The sequence below is a fragment of the Gemmatimonadota bacterium genome (assembly GCA_016713785.1).
GTDB lineage: Bacteria > Gemmatimonadota > Gemmatimonadetes > Gemmatimonadales > GWC2-71-9 > JADJOM01.
In genome coordinates, this window is the sequence record JADJOM010000002.1 from 82351 (window position 1) to 99364 (window position 17014).

Genomic DNA, 17014 nt, shown 5'->3' on the forward strand with positions numbered 1-17014 from the left:
GCCGTGCCGACCCGCGGGCGGACTAGTAGCCCGGGTTCTGGGTCACGTTCGGCGCCACCTGGATCTCCGACTGCGGGATCGGGAACAGCTCCCGGAAGGCGGCGATGCCGAGGACGGCCTGGGCGCGGCCGCTGCGCACCAGGTCGGGGAAGCGGTCGCCCTCTTCCGCAAACTCGAGCCGGCGCTGCACGTCGATCCGGTCGAGGATCTCCTGCTGGGTGTTGATGTCCACCCCGAGCGTGTCGGTGTCGAGGCCGGCCCGCGCCAGGATCTGGTTGTAGTTGGCCACGGCGCTGTCGAGCGAGCCCTGCTCGGCAAACGACTCGGCCTTGATCAGCAGCACCTCCGCGAAGCGGATGACGTGGAAGTCCTCGTCACCGCTGGGGGAGGGGAACTTGGTGCCGTAGGAGCCACCGCCCTGCGTGCCCTCGACCCAGCCGCCGCCCGAGGGGTCGGGCTGGATGTTCCACGGCAGCCGGGTGTCGGTGGACAGGGTGTCGTAGGCGTCGATGAGTGATTGGGTCGGGCCCATCTCGAACCGGCCCGCGCCGGCGTTGAGCAGGTCGGAGAGCCAGTAGTACCCGAGCAGGCTGAACTGGTTGAGGTTGAACGTCAGGGTGAAGACGTTCTCCGGCGTGGACGCCGCGTCGGTGTTGAACAGGTCGGCGTAGTTCGGCGCGAGGGCGTAGCCGAGGGCCTCGACCTCCTGCGCCTTGGCCAGGGCCTGGGCGTAGTTGCCGTCGTAGAAGTACACCCGCGCCAGCAGCGCCTTGGCCGCGCCCACCGTGGCATGGCTGGTCGGCGACGTGGTGTTGCTCATCCGCGTCTCGGCCTCGGTCAGGTCCGCGATGATCTGGGCGTAGACCTCGGGCACCGTGGCGCGGGCCAGATTGGCCGCCGCGTCGGGATCGGTGATCGGCTGCAGCCGCAGCGGGACGCCGCCGTAGTACTTGACCAGGTTATGGTAGCTCAGGGCGCGGAGGAAGTACGCCTCGCCCAGGATCTGGTCCTGTTCCACCGGGTCGAAGCCGGGGACGTTGGGCACCTTCTCGATCAGCACGTTGGTCCGCTTCACGGCCTCGTAGATGGCGTTCCACATGCCGGTCACGTCGGAGTTGTCGGCGAAGAACGTGTGCTGCGCCGCCTCCTGGTAGCTGGTGAAGGTGCCGGTATGGTTGGCGTTGTCGCCGTAGAGGTCGCCGAAGTGGGTGAAGGTGCCGCCGTAGTAGTACCCGCTCTGCAGCGCATTGTAGGCGCCCGCGAGGGCGGCCCGGGCGCCGGCCGGGGTCTTGATGGTCTTGTCGTCCGACAGCTGGTCGGGCGGGCTGGTGTCGAGCAGGCTGTTGCAGGCGCCGGTCGCCAGGATGGCGAGGAGCGCGAACAGGGAGCGCTTGAACATGCGAGCGCCTTTCGGGAGCTGCGAGGTCATGGTCGTCATGGTTACCACCCCGCCTGGATGCCGAAGGACCAGGTGCGGGCCACCGGATAGGCGTAGAAGTCGGTCGCCAGGGAGGCGCTCGCGGTGGAGCCGTTGCTGTTGACTTCGGGGTTGTAGCCGCTGTAGTCGGTGCTGGTGAAGACGTTCTGGCCGCGGATGTAGAGCCGCGCGTTCGACAGCCGCATGCTGGCGGCCACCGCCTCGGGCAGCTGGTAGCCCAGGGTCAGGTCCTGCAGGCGGATGTAGGAGCCATCCTCGATCATGCGCGAGGAGATGAGCCGGGCCCCCGAGGTGCCGTCGAAGCTGGCGCGGGGCTGGTCGGTCTGGTCGCCCGCCTGCTGCCAGCGATCGAGGACGTCGCTGAACTTGTTGTCGTAGTTGTAGCCGCCCTCATCCGAGAAGACCCGCATCCCGTTGAAGACCTTGTTCCCCTTGCTGAACTGGAAGAAGCCGGTGAGGTCGAACCGGTTCCAGCTGACCGTGGTGGTGAGGCCGCCGGTGTAGTCCGGCCAGGGGTTGCCGACGAAGGTCTTGTCCTCGGTGGTGATGTCGCCGTCGTTGTTGGTGTCCTTGTAGATCGCGTCGCCCGTGGTCGGGTCCACGCCCAGGAACTTGTAGGCGTGGAACTCGCCCAGCGGGTGGCCCACCGCCACGCGGTTCATGTCGTAGTAGCCGGTGGAGAACGGCTGGTCGTTGTAGAGCGCGGTGACCTGGTTGCGGTTGAACGACAGGTTGATCGTCGTCACCAGCCGCAGGCCGTCGGCCCGGGTGGGCTGCAGCGGCACGGCGGTGAACACCAGCTCCAGGCCGCGGTTCCGCATGGCGCCGATGTTGTCGGTGAACGAGGTGTAGCCGCTGCTGCCCGGGATGGGGCGGCTGAGCAGCAGGTCGGTGGTGGACTTGTTGTACCAGTCGGCGGTGAACGCCGCGCGGCCATTCCACAGCTCCAGGTCGAAGCCGAGGTTGGTCTGGGTGGTCTTCTCCCAGCCCAGGGCGTTGTTGCCCAGGTTGCAGGGATAGTAGCCCGGTTCATCGCCGTAGTTGGCGGTGCAGTAGGTGCTCTGGTAGGGATAGTCGCCGAGGCCCTGGTTGCCGGTGCGGCCCAGGCTGGCGCGCAGCTTGAGCAGGCTGATGCTCCGGCTGTTGGCCAGGAAGCCCTCGCGGCTCATGATCCACGCCGCCGAGCCGCCGGGGAAGAAGCCGTAGCGGTTGTCGGGACCGAACACCGACGCGCCGTCGCGCCGGAACGCCAGGCCGAGCAGGTACTTGCCGTCGAGGGTGTAGTTGACGCGGCCCAGGTACGACACCAGCCCGTTCTCGGCGAAGGTGCCGGAGAACTGGGTGGCGTTGGTGGCGTTGCTGACCTCGTGCAGCTTCTCGTCGGTGAGGATCTCGCCGCGGATGAAGCTGTTGTCGGTCCGGCTCCGCTCGATGCTGCTGCCGGCGGTCAGGTTGAGCTGGTGCCGGCCGCCCCAGTTGCGGTCATAGTTGAGGAAGGCGTCGAAGACGTAGCGGCGGCCGTTGGAGTAGCCCCGCTTGGCCACGCCGCCGTACTTGGCGCCGTCCGAGCCGGGCACCAGCGGCGACTGGTACTGCTCCTCGGTCAGGCCGTAGAGGTCGGCGCCGGCCCGGCCGGTCAGCTGCAGGCCGTGCCCCAGGTCGTACCGCGCCTCGATGTTGGCCAGCACCGTGTTGGTGAGCGCCTTGGTGGTGTTGTGCGCCGCCAGGTCCATGGTGTTCACGTACGCCATGCCGTCGGCGATGCTGGTGAAGCGGCCGTCCGGCTGCCGCACCGGGAAGTAGGGCTCGTGGGCGATGGCGTTGCCGACGATGCCCTCGAGGTTGTCGTCGGCCTCGATGCGGTTGTTGCGCTCGCCGGTGATCGCCAGGCCGGTGGTGATGAACAGCCGCGGCGTGGCCTGGAAGTCGAGGTTGGCGCGGCCGCCGAGGCGGCGGTACGCCGAGGTGATGACCACGCCCTTCTGGTCGAACCAGGAGCCGGACACCCGGTAGCGGATGCGGTCGGTCCCGCCGGCTGCGGCGATCTCGGCCCCGCTGATCGGGGCGGAGCGGAACACCTCGTCCTGCCAGTCGGTGTTGGCGCCGGTGGCGGGGAACCAGTCATCGGGGTCGTAGCCGTCGTTGGCCGCGGCCTCGCGCATGTACTCGAGGTACTGGGGCCCGTTGAGCAGGTCGATCTTCTTCAGCACGCTCTGGCTGCCGTAGTAGCTGCTGAAGGTGACCGTGCCCTTGCCCTCCTGGCCGCGCTTGGTGGTGATGAGCACCACGCCGTTGGACCCGCGCGAGCCGTAGATCGAGGCCGAGGCGGCGTCCTTGAGCACGTCGATGGAGGCGATGTCCTCGGCGCTCAGGCCGGTGATGGCCCGGATGCCCTGGCCGCCCACGCCGAGCTGCGAGAGGTCCTCGGAGATGACCGGCACGCCGTCGACCACGTAGAGCGGCTGGTTGTTGGCGGTGATCGAGGCGGTGCCGCGCACCCGCACGCTGATCGCGTTGCCCGGGTTGCCGGCGTTCTGGATCACCTGCACGCCGGGTGCCCGGCCCGCGAGCGCGGCGTCGGCGCTGGCGTTGGCCTGCCCGTTCACCTCTTCCGCGCTGACCGTGCTGACCGCGGTGCTGAGGTTGTCACGGGCCACCGTGCCGTAGCCGATGGAGACCATCTCCTCGAGCTCGATGGGCTTGAGCACCAGGGCAAAGTCCATGGTGGCGTCATCCCCCGCCGCCAGCGCGAGGCGCCGCGCGGCCGGGGCGTAGCCGATCATCTGGACCCGCACGAGCAGGGTACCGGCGGCCACGTCGGTCAGCTCGTATTCGCCGTTGGCCCGCGTCATCGCCCGCTTGTTGGTGCCGACCACCGAGACCAGCGCGCCTTCCAGCGGCCGCTGGTTCGCCGAATCCGTCACCGTGCCCTTGATCGACTGTGCCGCGGCGGGTGCCCAGCCGAGCACCAGCAGCAGCACGCCGCCGAAGAGGGCGTGTGACCAACGTCGCCAGGACTGCATACCAAACACCTCCATGAGGGAATTCAGGGACCGTGCGAGCCCGTCACTGCCGCCGCGCCGGGGAGGTGCCCACGCCCCGTTCGCGGGTCGAAGGTGCTGCCGGGCGGCAGCACGTGAAGCCGGATGTCCGTCCCGCCCAGCGCGCCGTCCGGGGCGCCCCGCCCCGCCCGGCGCGCGTCGTACACCACCACGCTGCTCCGCCCCAGCACCCGCCAGCGGCCGTCGGGACCGACCTCCACGGCCGTGCCCTCGTCGATGCCCACCCCGAGGAACCCGGGCCGCTCCAGGATCACCGCCAGCAGGCGGTTCTGCCGCTCCCGCCGCAGGAAATGCTGGTCCACGATCGCGGCGGGAAGGAACCCGAGGCCCGGCACCACCTCGATGGTGCGCCGGGCGATCTCGGGATACTCGTCGCCGTAGTACCCGAGGCTGTCGGGGCGCCGCTGGTTGCCGGTGAGCATGGAATCGCCCATGATCGCCGCCCCCGCGGAGGTGCCCCCCACCACCGCCCCCGCGCGGTAGCGCCGCTGCATGGCGGCGAGGGCCGGCGTGCCACCGAGCACCGCCACCAGCGGCACCTGGTCGCCGCCGGTGAACCAGATCCCGGTGATGCCCTCGAGCCGGGCCGCCACGGCGCTGTCGGCCGCCTCCGCCCGGGTCAGGTTGAGGACCACCGCGTCGGCCCCGAACTCCCGCAGCTGGACCGCCTTCTCCTCGCCCGTCTCCCGCGGCTCCTCGCTGGCCATCGGCACCACCGCGATGCGGGCCCGGCCGCGCCCCCCGGCCAGCTCCACGAAGCGGGTGACCAGCGCGTCGGGCTGGCTGCCGCCGCCCACGATCAACAGGTGGCCGCGGGCCTGGCCGGCCAGCGCGGGCGCCGCGGCCGCCGCCACGAGCAGGAGGAGCGTGGCCGCCTTCATCCGCGCCGCGCTTCCGCTACCGGGACGGGGCGCAGCACGGCGTTGGCGCCAAGCTGCACCGAGATGCGCCGCGCCGTCTCCACCAGGGCCCGCTGCAGCACCGTGCGGCGGTCCCGGGTGAGCCGCGACGCCTGCGCCCCGAGGCAGATGGCCGCCACCGTGCGGCCGGTGTGGTTCTCGATCGGCGCCCCGATCGCGGCGTAGCCGAGCTCCAGCTCCTCGATGGCCGTGGCGTACCCCCGGCGCAGCACCTGGGTCAGCTCCTCGCCCAGCCGCGGCATCGAGACGATGGTGCGCGGCGTGAAGCGCGGCAACCGGCCCCGCGTGGCGGCGAGGAACTGCCGCCAGGCATCGCTCCGCTCCTGCCGCGCGGCGGCGAGCAGGACCTTGCCGGTGGCGGCCGCGTGCGCCGGCCACCGCGCCCCCACGAACTCCCCCCAGCTGCCCTGCCGCCGGCCCCGCACTTCGTCGAGCACCAGGATCTCGGTGCCCGCCAGCATCTCGAGGCTCACCGTCTCGCCGGTGGTCCAGGCCAGCCGCTCCAGCTCCGGCCGCGCGATCGACTGGAAGTCGATGGAGCGCTGCGCCAGCGCGCCCAGCTCGATGGCCCGCGGTCCCAGCCGGTAACTCCCGCCCGGGCGGCTCCGCTGCACCATGCCCTCACGCTCCAGGACGCCGAGCAGGCGGAGGGTGGTCGGCTTGGTGAGCCCGAGGGTCCGGGACAGGTCGGCGAGGGTCCACTCCCGCCGCGCGTCGCTGAACACCCGGAGAATGGCGAAGGCCCGCGTCACCGTCTGGGTACCGCCCGGACGCGCGGAGGGGACAGCAATGGAATGGGGTTTCACTATGTGGACTAAGGTTCGCTCCAATCGGCGGGGCGTCAAGACCCTGTTCCGGCCTGTGACGGGTACCCTCTGGCGCGGGCGGCCGGCGACCACCACCTTCCCCGCCCCATGCGCACCGACTACGACTACATCGCCCTCGGCCTCGGCGGCCTCGGCAGCAGCGCCGCCTACTGGCTGGCCCGCGGCGCCGGCCGCGACGTGCTGGGGCTGGAGCAGTTCGAGCTGGGCCACGTGCGGGGCGAGTCGCAGGACCACTCCCGCATCATCCGCCTCTCCTATCACACCCCCGCCTACGTCCGCCTGGCCCGGCGCGCCTACGAGTCGTGGGCGCTGCTCGAGGCCGACGCCCGGGAGGCCTGCATCCTCAAGTGCGGCGGGCTCGACCTCGCCCCACGCGAGAGCCGCATCCCGCTCGACCCCTACCTCGCCAGCCTGACCGCGGAGCAGGTGGCGTTCGAGCATCTCGACGCCCCGGAGATCCGGCGCCGGTTCCCCCAGTTTGCCATCACCGATGACTGCCACGGCATCTTCCAGGAGGATGGCGGGATCGCCATGGCGGCCCGGGCCAACGCCGCCCACCAGCGCATGGCCCGGGAGCATGGCGCCACGCTGCGGGACGGCGCCCCGGTCACGTCGGTGCGGAGCGTGGGCGGCGAGGTGGAGGTGGTGGCCGGCGACGTGGCGTACCGCTGCCGCAAGCTGGTGGTCGCCGCGGGCCCCTGGAGCAACGCCGTCCTCGGCATGCTGGGGCAGCCCCTGCCGCTCGAGGTCACCCAGGAACAGGTGACCTACTACGCCACCCCGCACCTGCGGGAGTTCCAGCCGGGGCGCTTCCCGGTGTGGATCTGGATGGACGATCCCTGCTACTACGGCTTCCCGGTCTTCGGCGAGGCCGCCACCAAGATCGCGCAGGACGCCGGCGGGCGGCCCACCACCGCGGACACCCGCAGCTTCGAGCCCGACCCGGAGAACTTCGCCCGGGTCCACGCCTGGGCCGAGCGGCACCTGCCCCGCGCGCTGGGGCCGGTGCTCTACACCAAGACCTGCCTGTACACCCTGACCCCCGACCGGGACTTCGTGATCGACCGGGTCCCGGAGCACGACAACATCGTGGTGGCCATCGGGGCGGGGCACGCGTTCAAGTTCGCCTCGGTGATCGGCCGGATCCTCAGCGAGCTGGCGCTGGCCGGCACCACCCCGTCGGACCTCGGGGCCTTCGGGTTCTCCCGTCCGATCCTGCAGGAGCGCAACCCGAGACGCAATTACATGCAGTAGCATATCCGGCTCCCGTGCGGCGCTTTGTGCCGGGTGCCCGAAAGCTGGATCCTAGCGGGAGGCGGCGGACGCCTTACTATAGTTGAAGCACCACGCCCCCTCTCGCAGTCCCGCGGACCCCCTCATGCATCCAGACCCGACCCGCACCACCGACCAGCGACTCCGCGCCGCCGTCGAGTCGTCGCCGAGCGGCATCCTGATGAGCGATGCCGAGGGCCAGATCGTGCTGGTCAACCGCGAGATCGAGCGGCTGTTCGGGTACGTGCGGGAGGAGCTGCTCGGGAAGCCGGTGGAGCTGCTGGTGCCCGCGCGGTTCCATGGGCATCACGCCCAGGACCGGCGCGACTTCACCACCAGCCCCAAGGTGCGGGCGATGGGCGCGGGGCGGGAGCTGCATGGGCGGCGCAAGGACGGCACCGAGGTGCCGCTCGAGGTGGGACTCACCCCGGTGATCACCGAGGAGGGGCTGTTCGTCCTGGCGTCGGTGGTGGACATCAGCGCGCGGGTCGAGGCGGAGCGCAACCGGCGGGAGCTCGAGGAGCAGCTGCGCCAGTCGCAGAAGCTCGAGGCGGTCGGCACGCTGGCCGGGGGCATCGCGCACGACTTCCGCAACATCCTCAACGGCATCATCGGCTACGCCGAGCTGCTGGCCAAGCCGCTGCACGGACGGCAGGAGGCGGCGGACCTGGCCCAGCTGCGCACCTACGCCGACCGCGGGCGCCAGCTGGTGGACCGGATCCTCACCTTCAGCCGCCGCTCCGAGTCGGTGCGGCAGCCGGTCCGGCTGAAGGCGTCGATCGACGAGGTCACCGGCCTGCTCCGCTCCACGCTGCCCAGCACCATCGACATCCGGCTCGACGTGCGCGCCGACGCGCCGCCGGTCATGGCTGACCCGACCTCGGTGCACCAGGTGCTCATGAACCTGTGCACCAACGCCGCCCACGCCATGGTCGAGGGCGGGATGCTCAGCATCGCGGTGGAGCCGCTCTACGTCCGCGACAGCATGGCGCGGGCCAACCCCGACCTGCACGAGGGTCCGTACGCCCTCCTGACGGTCCGCGACACCGGCTGCGGCATCGACCCCGCCGTGGTCTCCCGGGTGTTCGACCCGTTCTTCACCACCAAGCCGGCCGGCTCCGGCACCGGGCTCGGCCTGGCCATGGTGCACGGCATCATGAAGAGCCACGACGGCGCGGTGCGGCTGGCCAGCACCCTGCACGAAGGCACCGAGGTCCGCTGCTACTTCCCCGCCGTCGAGGCGGTGCTGACGGAGCCGGTGGCGGCCGACCCCGAGGCCGCGATGGGAGGCGGTGAGCGCATCCTGTTCGTGGACGATGAGCCGCCGCTGGCCCGCCTGGGTCAGCGCCGCCTCGAGGGCCTGGGCTACACCGTGACCGTGGCCATCTCGGGTGGGCAGGCGCTGGCGCTGTTCCGCGCCGATCCCTACAGCTTTGACCTGGTGATCACCGACTTCACCATGCCCGACCGCAGCGGGCTCGAACTGGCGGCCGAACTCGCGCGCACCCGCCCCGGCCTCCCGGTGGTGCTCACCACCGGGCACGTCGAGGAGTTCTCCCCCGAGGCCCTCCAGGCCGTCGGCGTGCGCGAGGTGCTGATGAAGCCCGTGCTGCTCACCGAGCTGGCCCGGGCCATCAGCGGCGCGCTCCGCCCCACCACGGCCAGCTAGCCGGGCGGCCGGCGCGGGGTAGATTGGGGGCACCCCTCACCGCAGAGCCCCTCGCCTGACAGGTCCCCACCATCCCGGCCGCTCCGGCGTCCGCTGGGAGATGATCGGCCTCGCCTGCGTGGCGAGCTTCATCGCCTACATCCTCCGCATCAACATGTCGGTCGCCGGCGAGGCGCTGGCCGCCGACCTGCGCTTCTCCCGGGTGCAGCTCGGGCTGGTCCTCGGGGCCTTCGCCTGGGGCTACGCCCTGTTCCAGTTCCCCGGCGGGCTGCTCGGCGACCGCTTCGGCGCCCGGCGCGCCCTCACCGTGGTGGTCGTGGCGTGGGGGCTCTGCAACCTCCTGCCCGGCGTCCTCCCCGGCACGGCGGTCCTGCCGCCGCTGGCCCTGGTGGGGTTGCTGGCGGTGCTCCGCTTCCTGATGGGCGCGGCCCAGGCCCCGCTCTTCCCGATCATCGGGGGGGCCACCATCCGGCTCTGGTTCCCGGTCTCCGCCTGGGGGCTCCCCAACGCGGTGACCAACGCGGGGGCGGCCTTCGGCTCGGCCGCCGCCGGCCCCCTCATCGGCTGGCTGGTGGTGACGCTCGGGTGGCGGCAGTCGTTCGTGCTCACGGCGCCGATGGCCTTCCTCTTTGCCGCCCTCTGGTGGTGGTACTATCGCGATCACCCCGCGGAGCACCGTCGCGTCTCCACCGCGGAAGCGGCGTACATCGCGGGGGAACGGGCGGCCGGCGACGCGGCGCCCCCCCGCCCTGGTGCCTGGCGGGCGCTGCTCCGGAACCGCAACCTGCGGCTGCTCACGCTGAGCTACTTCTGCAGCAACTACCTGTTCTACTTCTTCTTCAACTGGCTGGTGATCTACCTGGTGGAGGAGCGCCGGTTCACCCTGCTGCAGGGGGGGTGGTACGCTGCGGCACCGTGGCTGGTCGGGGCCTTCGGCGCGCTGGCCGGGGGCTTCGTCACCGACCGGCTGTCGCGGCGGCGGGGGCTCACCTTCGGCTGTCGCTGGCCGGCGCTGGTGAGCCTGCTGTGCGCGGGGGCGCTGATCTTCGCCGTGGCCCGCGCCGAGGCGCCCCTGGTGGCGGTGGCGCTGCTGTCGGCCTGCCTCGGGTTCCAGCAGGCCACCGACCCGGTGTATTGGGCGGCCACGGTGGCGGTGGCGGGGCGCGACTCCGCCGGCGCCTGCGGGGTGCTCAACACCGCGGGCAACGTGGTGGGCGGGATCGGCGCCCTGCTGGTGCCGGTCACGGTGGATGCCTTCGGCTGGCCGGTGGCACTGGCCACGACGGCCGGCTTCGCGGTGGCCGGCGCCCTGTTATGGCTCGCAGTGGAGATCGACGGCTAGGGGCGTCGGTCGCTGGACGCTCCGCCGCGCCGGCGGTACGTTCCCGGCGTCCCCCGCCGTCACCCAACCTCACCGGATCCGACCATGCGCATCCTGCGGCGCTGGCTGCTCGTCCTCCTCACGCTGGTCACGCCGCTCGCGGCGCAGCAGCGCGCGGCCCCCACGCCGGCGTCGGTCGCCGCGCGCATCGATTCCCTGGCGCAACAGTACCAGGCGGAGGGCCGGGTGGCGGGCCTCTCCGTGGCGGTGCTCTACGAGGGGCAGACGGTGATCGCCCGGGGCTATGGCGTGGCCAACCTCGAGACCGGCGAGCCGGTCACCGACACCACGCTCTTCGCGGTGGGGTCCGTGACCAAGCAGTTCGCCACCGTGGCCGCGCTGCTGCTGGTGGAGGCGGGGAAGCTCTCCCTGGATGACCGGGTGTCGAAGTGGTACCCGATGCTCACCCGGGCCTCGGACATCCGCATCCGCGACCTCGTGGCGCACGTCTCCGGCTATCCCGACTACTACCCGCTCGACTTCGTGGACCGCCGCATGGCCGCGCCGGCCACCACCGAGAGCATCATCCGGCGCTACGGCACCGGGCCGCTCGACTTCGAGCCCGGCACCCGCTGGTCGTACAGCAACACCGGCTTCCTGATCCTCGGGCGCATCATCGAGCGGGTCTCGGGCATGCCCTTCGGCCGCTTCCTCGAGACCCGGATCTTCCGCCCCCTCGGCATGCGGCACACCCGCTTCGAGCCCGATCCGCGCTCGCCCGGCGTCGCCCGCGGCTACAACTCGTGGGCCCTGGGCCCGCTGGAGCCCGCCACCCCCGAGGCCAGCGGCTGGACCGGTGCCGCCGGCGGCATCTACGCCACCGCCGCCGACATCGCGCGCTGGGACCTGGCCCTGATGACCGGCAAGGTGGTCGGTGCCGAGAGCTGGCGCTTCCTCACCACGCCGCGGCGGCTGGCCGACGGGCGCAACACCGGGTACAGCGGCGGGCTCGACGTGGGCCAGCGGAACGGCTGGCTCACTCTCTCGCATGGCGGCGCGGTGAGCGGGTTCATCGCCGGCAACACCTTCGCGCCCGGCAATCGCTCCGCTGTGGTGGTGCTCTCGAGCAGCGAGACCGGCGGCCCCGGCAGCGGCTTCGGCATGGCGGCGGCGGGCCTCCTCTTCGGCACCGCGCCCCCGCCCGAACTCGCCGTGCCCGCCGACAGCACCACCGAGAGTGAACCCCCGACCCCGCCCGAGATCCACGGGCCGGCGGCGGTGGATGCGGCGAAGGCGCTCTTCGCGAGCCTGCAGCAGGGCACCGTGGACCGGGGCACGCTCTCGGACGAGTACAGCTACTTCCTCAACGCGCACCGGGTGCAGGGTGCCCGGGACCGCCTGGGCCCGCTCGGCGAACCGAAGTCGGTGCAGCTCCGCTTCCGCACCGAGCGCGGCGGCATGGAGGTCGCGGTGGTGGCCTTCGTGTTCGAGGGGCTGACCGTGCAGGCGCTGATGTACCGGACCCCCGACGGCCGGATCGAGGAGTTCCTCCTCAACCCGCAGTGAGGCGCGCCATGCACCGCCGTGACGCCGTCCGGCTCGCCGCCGCCGGCACGCTGGGCCTCTCGATGCCGGCCGAACCGCCGGGCCCTCGAGCCGCCGAGTTGCCAGGCCGCCGAGGCACCGAGCCACCGGGCCGGCTCAAGCAGTCCGTCTGCCGCTGGCCGTTCGGCGACCTCCCCGACGCCGAGTTCTTCCCGATGGTGCAGCGGCTGGGCTTCGGCGCGGTGGACCTGCTCACCGAGAAGGAATGGTCCATCGCGCGGGACCATGGCCTCCTCTGCTCCATGGGCACTCCCACCGAGCGGCGCGACTTCATCCGCCGCGGCCTCAACGACCGGGCCCACCACCCGCTGCTGGTGGCAGAGCTGGAACGGGCGCTCAGCGAGGCGCCGGGCTTCGGGGTGCCGAACGTGATCGCGATGGTGGGAAACCGGGAGGGCCGCGACGAGGAGGCGGGGCTCGAGGCCTGCGTGGAGGGGCTCGATCGGGTGAAGGGGCTGGCCGAGCGGCAGGGGGTGACGATCTGCCTCGAGCTCCTCAACAGCCGGGTGGATCACGCCGACTTCATGATGGACCGGATGGCGTTCGGGCTCAAGCTGATGTACGCGGTGAACAGCCCGCGGGTGCGCCTGCTCTACGACATCTACCACATGCAGATCATGGAAGGCGATGTCATCCGCACCATCCGGAACCACGGCCACTGGATCGGCCACTATCACACCGCGGGCAATCCCGGCCGCCACGAGCTCGACCCGACCCAGGAGCTCAACTACGCCGGCATCGCGCAGGCGATCGCGGACACCGGGTTCGACGGCTGGCTCGCCCACGAGTTCATCCCCACCCGAGCGCCCGAGGCGGGGCTGCGCGAGGCGCGGATGATCTGCGCGGGATAGGGCGGCCCCTCGGCGCCGCCGACCCCGGCCCTACCGCCCGGGCAGCGCGAACGCCACCAGGTGATCCCCGAAGGTGGTGCCGAGGCTGCCGTGCCCCCCGGCGGCGATGACCACGTACTGCCTTCCGTCGATGGCGTAGGTCATCGGCGTGGCCTGACCGCCGGCGGGCAGCGCCCCCCGCCACAGCTCGCGGCCGGTCTCCAGGTCGAATGCCCGCAGGTAGTCGTCCATCGCCGCGCCGATGAAGACCAATCCGCCCGCCGTCACGATCGACCCGCCCATGTTGGGCGAACCCCACGCCTCGCTCCCCGGCGCCGCCGCGAGTTCGGGCACCTGCCCCAGCGCCACCTGCCAGCGTCGCTCGCCCGTGGCGAGGTCGATCGCCACCAGGCTGCCCCAGGGCGGCGCGTTGCACGGCAGCCCCCTGGGCGAGGCCAGCATGCCGCGGCTCATGGTGTACGGCGTGCCGCGCTGGTTGCCGTCGCTCGCCGAGGCGCGCGGCTCAAGCTTCACGTAGAGCGGGATCCGGAGCAGGTTGGTCACCAGCAGGTGCCGCTCGGGCGACCAGCTCAGTGATCCCCAGGTGGTTCCCCCCGCATACCCCGGGTACATCACCGTGCCCTCGAGGCTCGGCGGGGTGAAGATCGGCCCGGCGCGCATCCGGTCGAACTGGGCGCGGCAGGCGTCGCGCTCGGCGTCGTCGAGGCCCCAGAGGCTGTCGCGGGTGAGCGGGCCGTCGAAGAGCGGCCGGGGCAGCACCGGGAAGGGCTGGGTGGCCGCGGCCACCTCGCCGGGGACCTCGCTGGCGGGCACCGGGCGCTCCTCCACCGGGAAGAGCGGCGTGCCGGTGGCACGGTCGAGCACGAACAGGTGCCCCAGCTTGGTGGCGATGGCCACCGCGGGTACCTCCCGGCCTCCGCGCGGCACGGTGACCAGCACCGGCTGACTGGCCACGTCGAAGTCCCACAGGTCGTGGTGCACCACCTGGAAGTGCCACCGCACCTGGCCGGTCCGGCCCTCGAGCGCCACCACCGAGCTGGTGTAGCGATTGTCCCCCGGGCGGAGCCCGCCGAAGAAGTCCGGCGCCGCGGAGCCGGTCGGAACGAAGACCAGGCCCAGCGCCGTGTCCACCGAGAGCGGGGCCCAGGCGTTGCCGCCGCCGGTGATCCGCGCCGCGGTCGTGTCCCAGGACGCGTAGGCCGGATCGCGCGGATCGCGGGGGATCGGGTCGAAGCTCCAGCGTTGCGCGCCGGTCACGGCGTCGAAGGCGCGGACCACCCCGCGTTCCATGTCGACCCGCCGGTTGTCACCGATGGCGGAACCGACGATCACCAGGTCCCCGAGCACCGCCGGGGGCGAGGTGACGCCGTACTGCCCCACCTGCACCTCCCCCACGCCGCGATCGAGGTGGACCGTGCCCGCCTCGCCGAAGCCGGGGCAGGGCGTGCCACGCGCGGCGTCGAGGGCAAAGAGCCGGGCGTCGACGGTGGCAAAGAAGATCCTCGAGGCGCAGCCGCTGCCGGCCGGTCCCTTCCAGAAGGCCACGCCGCGCGACACGAAGCCCTCCGAGCGCTCGACCTTGAGATCGAGCCCCGGGTCGAACCGCCACAACTCGTGCCCCGCGGCCGGATCGACCGCGATCACCCGGTTGAGCGGCGTGCTCAGGTAGAGCCGCCCGTCGGCAAGGATGGGCGTCGCCTCGAACTTGCTGGCGCCGGTGTGGCAGCGGCCGCAGCTCGTGCCCGGCCCCTCGCTGTGATCGTCGTGGGTGGCGTCGCCGGTGCGGTAGGTCCAGGCCAGCGCCAGCCGGCCCACGTTCGCGGTGTCGATCTGCCGCAGCGCGGAGAACCGGCCGCCGCCCGGATCGCCGCCGTAGGCGCCCCACCCGGTGTCGTGACTGGTGGCACGGGCCGCGGCGCCCGGGCCCCGGGAACAGGCCGCGAGGCCGAGCACGAGCAGGATGCCCAGTGGGCGGAAGCGGGAGATGCGTGGCGACACGGGATCCACTCCGTCGGGGGATGGCCCTAGAGTATGGCCCTGCCGCCGGCGGAGCCAGACGTTCGGGACCAGCGGGATCGCGGGCGGGACGAGCGGGGCGCGCCGACCGGGGCTACGCGCCGTCGCCGAGGATGCGCGGCAGGGCGTCGCGGAAGCGGCGGCTCAGGGTGAGCCGCTCGCCGCTCTCGAGCAGCACCGCCTGGTCGCCGTGCGACGCCGGCTCGAGGAAGCGCACCCGGTCCAGGTTGACGATCGCGGTGCGATGGATCCGGGCAAACCGCGCCGGGTCCAGCCGCGCCTCGACCTCCTTCAGGGGGGTGCGCACCAGGTGCGTGCCGCTCCGGGCGTGCAGCTTGACGTAGTTGCCGGCGGCCTCGATCCAGTCCACCGCGGCCACCGGCACCAGGCGGGAGCGGTCCCGCTCCCGGACCAGGAATCGCTCCACCCGGGGCCGGGTCGGCGCCACCGCGGCGCAGAGCGCCGCCACCTGCCGGGCCAGCGCGGCGGGGTCGGCCGAGGCGTGACGGGCGAGGGCCCGTTCGATGGCGCGATCGAAGCGATCGGGGGCCACCGGTTTGAGGAGGTAGTCGACCGCGCCCTGCTCGAAGGCCTGGATGGCGTAGCGGTCGAAGGCGGTCACGAAGATCACGTCGGGGAGCGGCTCCACGGCGCCGAGGACCTCGAAGCCGTCGAGCTCCGGCATCTGCACGTCGAGCAGCACCAGGTCCGGGCGCACGGTCTCCAGCAGCTGCACCGCCTCGAGCCCGTCACCCGCCTCTCCCACGAGGGCGCAGGCCGGGTGGCGCGCAAGGAAGGCGCGCAGCTTGTCGCGGGCCAGCGGTTCGTCGTCCACGATCGCCACGCGGAGCGCGGTCACGGCGCGGCCCCCGCGTGGGCCGGCAGCTCAAGCCGGACCTCGACCCCGCCGCCCGGCGGCTCGGCGATGCCCAGGGCCGCCGCGGCGCCGTGCAGCACCGCGAGGCGCGCCCGCGTGTTGGCGAGGCCCACGCCGTGCTTCCCGGTGCCGGCCTGGAGCCCCGGGCCATCGTCCGTCACCACCAGGGTGAGCCGGTCGCCATGTCGCTCGGCGGCGATGCGCACGACGGCCGGTCCCGCCCGCTTCTCCACGCCGTGCTCCAGGGCGTTCTCCACCAGTGGCTGGAGGATCAGGCGGGGCACCCTGCAGGCGAGCGCGTCGGCCGCGATGGCGGTGCGGATCGTGAGCCGCTCGCCGAAGCGGAGCCGCGCGATCTCGAGGTAGGCCTCGAGCCAGGCCAGCTCCTGCGCCAGTGTCACCTCGGAGCCGCCGTCCCGGGCAAAGTTGAGCCGCAACAGCTCCGCCAGCCGGGCCAGCATCCGGTCGGCCCGGGCGGCATCGGTGTACATCAGGGACGAGATCCCGTTGAGGGTGTTGAACAGGAAGTGGGGGTCGAGCTGCGCCTCCAGGCGTTCCAGCCGCGCCCGCGCCAGCTCCGCCTCCAGCCGGGAGGCGCGGAGCTCCCGCTGCCGGCCCTCCTGGTACCCGCGCCAGCCGTGCAGCACGGCGATGATGAGCACGCTGTTGGGCAGCTGCAGCGCGAACTCCATCGGATAGCGGTAGCGCATGAGGCCGTAGTCGTACGGCCCCAGGCCGGCCAGCGGAAAGAGCGCCAGCCGGCTCAGCCACATGATGGTGGTGTGCAGCACGCCGCCGACCAGGATGGCCGCGAGATACGCGGGCAGCCGGGCGGGCCACCGCTCCCCGGTGAGCGGCAGGCGGCGGACCAGCCAGGCCAGCCCCAGAAAGAGGAGCGCCCCGGCATAGCCGCCGGTCAGCTCCTCGAGGAGCCGGGTGGGCAGCGTCCCGGCGTGACGGCGGGCCAGGTCGTCGAGCCAGAAGTGCAGCGCCTTCGACAACCCGAGCAGGGTGAAGACGGCGAAGACCACCAGCGGTGCCAGCCACGGCCGACGGGGACGCATGCAGCGAATGTGGCAGCCGGCCCGGTTGGCCGCCATGGTGCGGGGACCAGCGGGACTCCGCCCGGGACGGGCGGGACCGACGGTTGACGCCG

12 protein-coding genes are annotated in these 17014 nt (G+C 72.2%); 5 read left to right on the plus strand and 7 right to left on the minus strand.

Going from position 1 to position 17014, the window contains the following annotated elements; genetic code table 11:
* Nucleotides 1-22 precede the first annotated feature (22 nt).
* From IPJ95_04790 to IPJ95_04805, 4 genes are read right to left on the minus strand one after another with little or no spacing between them, the layout of a single operon-like run.
* On the minus strand, nt 23-1399 hold the full coding sequence (locus IPJ95_04790; protein ID MBK7922937.1) for a RagB/SusD family nutrient uptake outer membrane protein: 1377 nt from the start codon (nt 1397-1399) through the stop codon (nt 23-25).
* Between the two features lie 41 nt (nt 1400-1440).
* Nucleotides 1441-4461, minus strand: coding sequence for a TonB-dependent receptor (locus IPJ95_04795; GenBank protein ID MBK7922938.1), 3021 nt, complete (start codon nt 4459-4461; stop codon nt 1441-1443).
* Nucleotides 4462-4484: 23 nt separating this feature from the next.
* Nucleotides 4485-5381, minus strand: a complete 897-nt coding sequence (locus IPJ95_04800) for a cyanophycinase (protein ID MBK7922939.1) — start codon at nt 5379-5381, stop codon at nt 4485-4487.
* Nucleotides 5378-6172 carry an IclR family transcriptional regulator gene (locus tag IPJ95_04805; GenBank protein MBK7922940.1) on the minus strand — a complete coding sequence of 265 codons (795 nt, stop codon included), beginning with the start codon at nt 6170-6172 and terminating at the stop codon, nt 5378-5380. Before IPJ95_04805 ends, IPJ95_04800 begins: the two co-directional genes overlap by 4 nt.
* Before the next feature lie 162 nt (nt 6173-6334).
* Between IPJ95_04805 and solA the strand changes: the two genes are divergently transcribed.
* The 5 genes from solA to IPJ95_04830 all read left to right on the plus strand — a co-directional run bounded on the left by solA (nt 6335) and on the right by IPJ95_04830 (nt 12965).
* Nucleotides 6335-7501: an N-methyl-L-tryptophan oxidase gene (solA, locus tag IPJ95_04810; protein ID MBK7922941.1), complete on the plus strand. Its 1167-nt coding sequence runs from the start codon at nt 6335-6337 to the stop codon at nt 7499-7501.
* Between the two features lie 124 nt (nt 7502-7625).
* A complete protein-coding gene (locus tag IPJ95_04815; GenBank protein ID MBK7922942.1) occupies nt 7626-9188 on the plus strand; it encodes a PAS domain S-box protein in 1563 nt (520 codons plus the stop codon).
* A 100-nt stretch (nt 9189-9288) separates the two neighbouring features.
* A complete protein-coding gene (locus tag IPJ95_04820; GenBank protein ID MBK7922943.1) occupies nt 9289-10530 on the plus strand; it encodes an MFS transporter in 1242 nt (413 codons plus the stop codon).
* Between the two features lie 84 nt (nt 10531-10614).
* Nucleotides 10615-12075 (plus strand): beta-lactamase family protein, encoded by a 1461-nt coding sequence (locus IPJ95_04825; GenBank protein MBK7922944.1) that lies wholly within the window; start codon nt 10615-10617, stop codon nt 12073-12075.
* Nucleotides 12076-12083: 8 nt separating this feature from the next.
* A complete protein-coding gene (locus IPJ95_04830; GenBank protein MBK7922945.1) occupies nt 12084-12965 on the plus strand; it encodes a TIM barrel protein in 882 nt (293 codons plus the stop codon).
* Between the two features lie 30 nt (nt 12966-12995).
* On the opposite strand, the gene IPJ95_04835 is transcribed toward IPJ95_04830, so the two are convergent.
* From IPJ95_04835 to IPJ95_04845, 3 genes are all read right to left on the minus strand, one after another.
* On the minus strand, nt 12996-14972 hold the full coding sequence (locus IPJ95_04835) for a pyrroloquinoline quinone-dependent dehydrogenase (GenBank protein MBK7922946.1): 1977 nt from the start codon (nt 14970-14972) through the stop codon (nt 12996-12998).
* Between the two features lie 103 nt (nt 14973-15075).
* Nucleotides 15076-15840, minus strand: a complete 765-nt coding sequence (locus tag IPJ95_04840) for a response regulator transcription factor (GenBank protein MBK7922947.1) — start codon at nt 15838-15840, stop codon at nt 15076-15078.
* Nucleotides 15837-16922, minus strand: coding sequence for a histidine kinase (locus IPJ95_04845; protein ID MBK7922948.1), 1086 nt, complete (start codon nt 16920-16922; stop codon nt 15837-15839). Before IPJ95_04845 ends, IPJ95_04840 begins: the two co-directional genes overlap by 4 nt.
* Nucleotides 16923-17014 lie beyond the last annotated feature (92 nt).

Excerpts from the sequence above, each read along its gene's own strand:
- IPJ95_04795 (MBK7922938.1), bottom strand. The coding sequence starts at position 4,461 with ATGCAGTCCTGGCGACGTTGGTCACACGCCCTCTTCGGCGGCGTGCTG.
- IPJ95_04815 (MBK7922942.1), top strand. The coding sequence starts at position 7,626 with ATGCATCCAGACCCGACCCGCACCACCGACCAGCGACTCCGCGCCGCC.
- IPJ95_04845 (MBK7922948.1), bottom strand. The coding sequence starts at position 16,922 with ATGCGTCCCCGTCGGCCGTGGCTGGCACCGCTGGTGGTCTTCGCCGTC.
- IPJ95_04825 (MBK7922944.1), top strand. The coding sequence starts at position 10,615 with ATGCGCATCCTGCGGCGCTGGCTGCTCGTCCTCCTCACGCTGGTCACG.
- IPJ95_04800 (MBK7922939.1), bottom strand. The coding sequence starts at position 5,381 with ATGAAGGCGGCCACGCTCCTCCTGCTCGTGGCGGCGGCCGCGGCGCCC.
- solA (MBK7922941.1), top strand. The coding sequence starts at position 6,335 with ATGCGCACCGACTACGACTACATCGCCCTCGGCCTCGGCGGCCTCGGC.
- IPJ95_04820 (MBK7922943.1), top strand. The coding sequence starts at position 9,289 with ATGATCGGCCTCGCCTGCGTGGCGAGCTTCATCGCCTACATCCTCCGC.
- IPJ95_04790 (MBK7922937.1), bottom strand. The coding sequence starts at position 1,399 with ATGTTCAAGCGCTCCCTGTTCGCGCTCCTCGCCATCCTGGCGACCGGC.
- IPJ95_04830 (MBK7922945.1), top strand. The coding sequence starts at position 12,084 with ATGCACCGCCGTGACGCCGTCCGGCTCGCCGCCGCCGGCACGCTGGGC.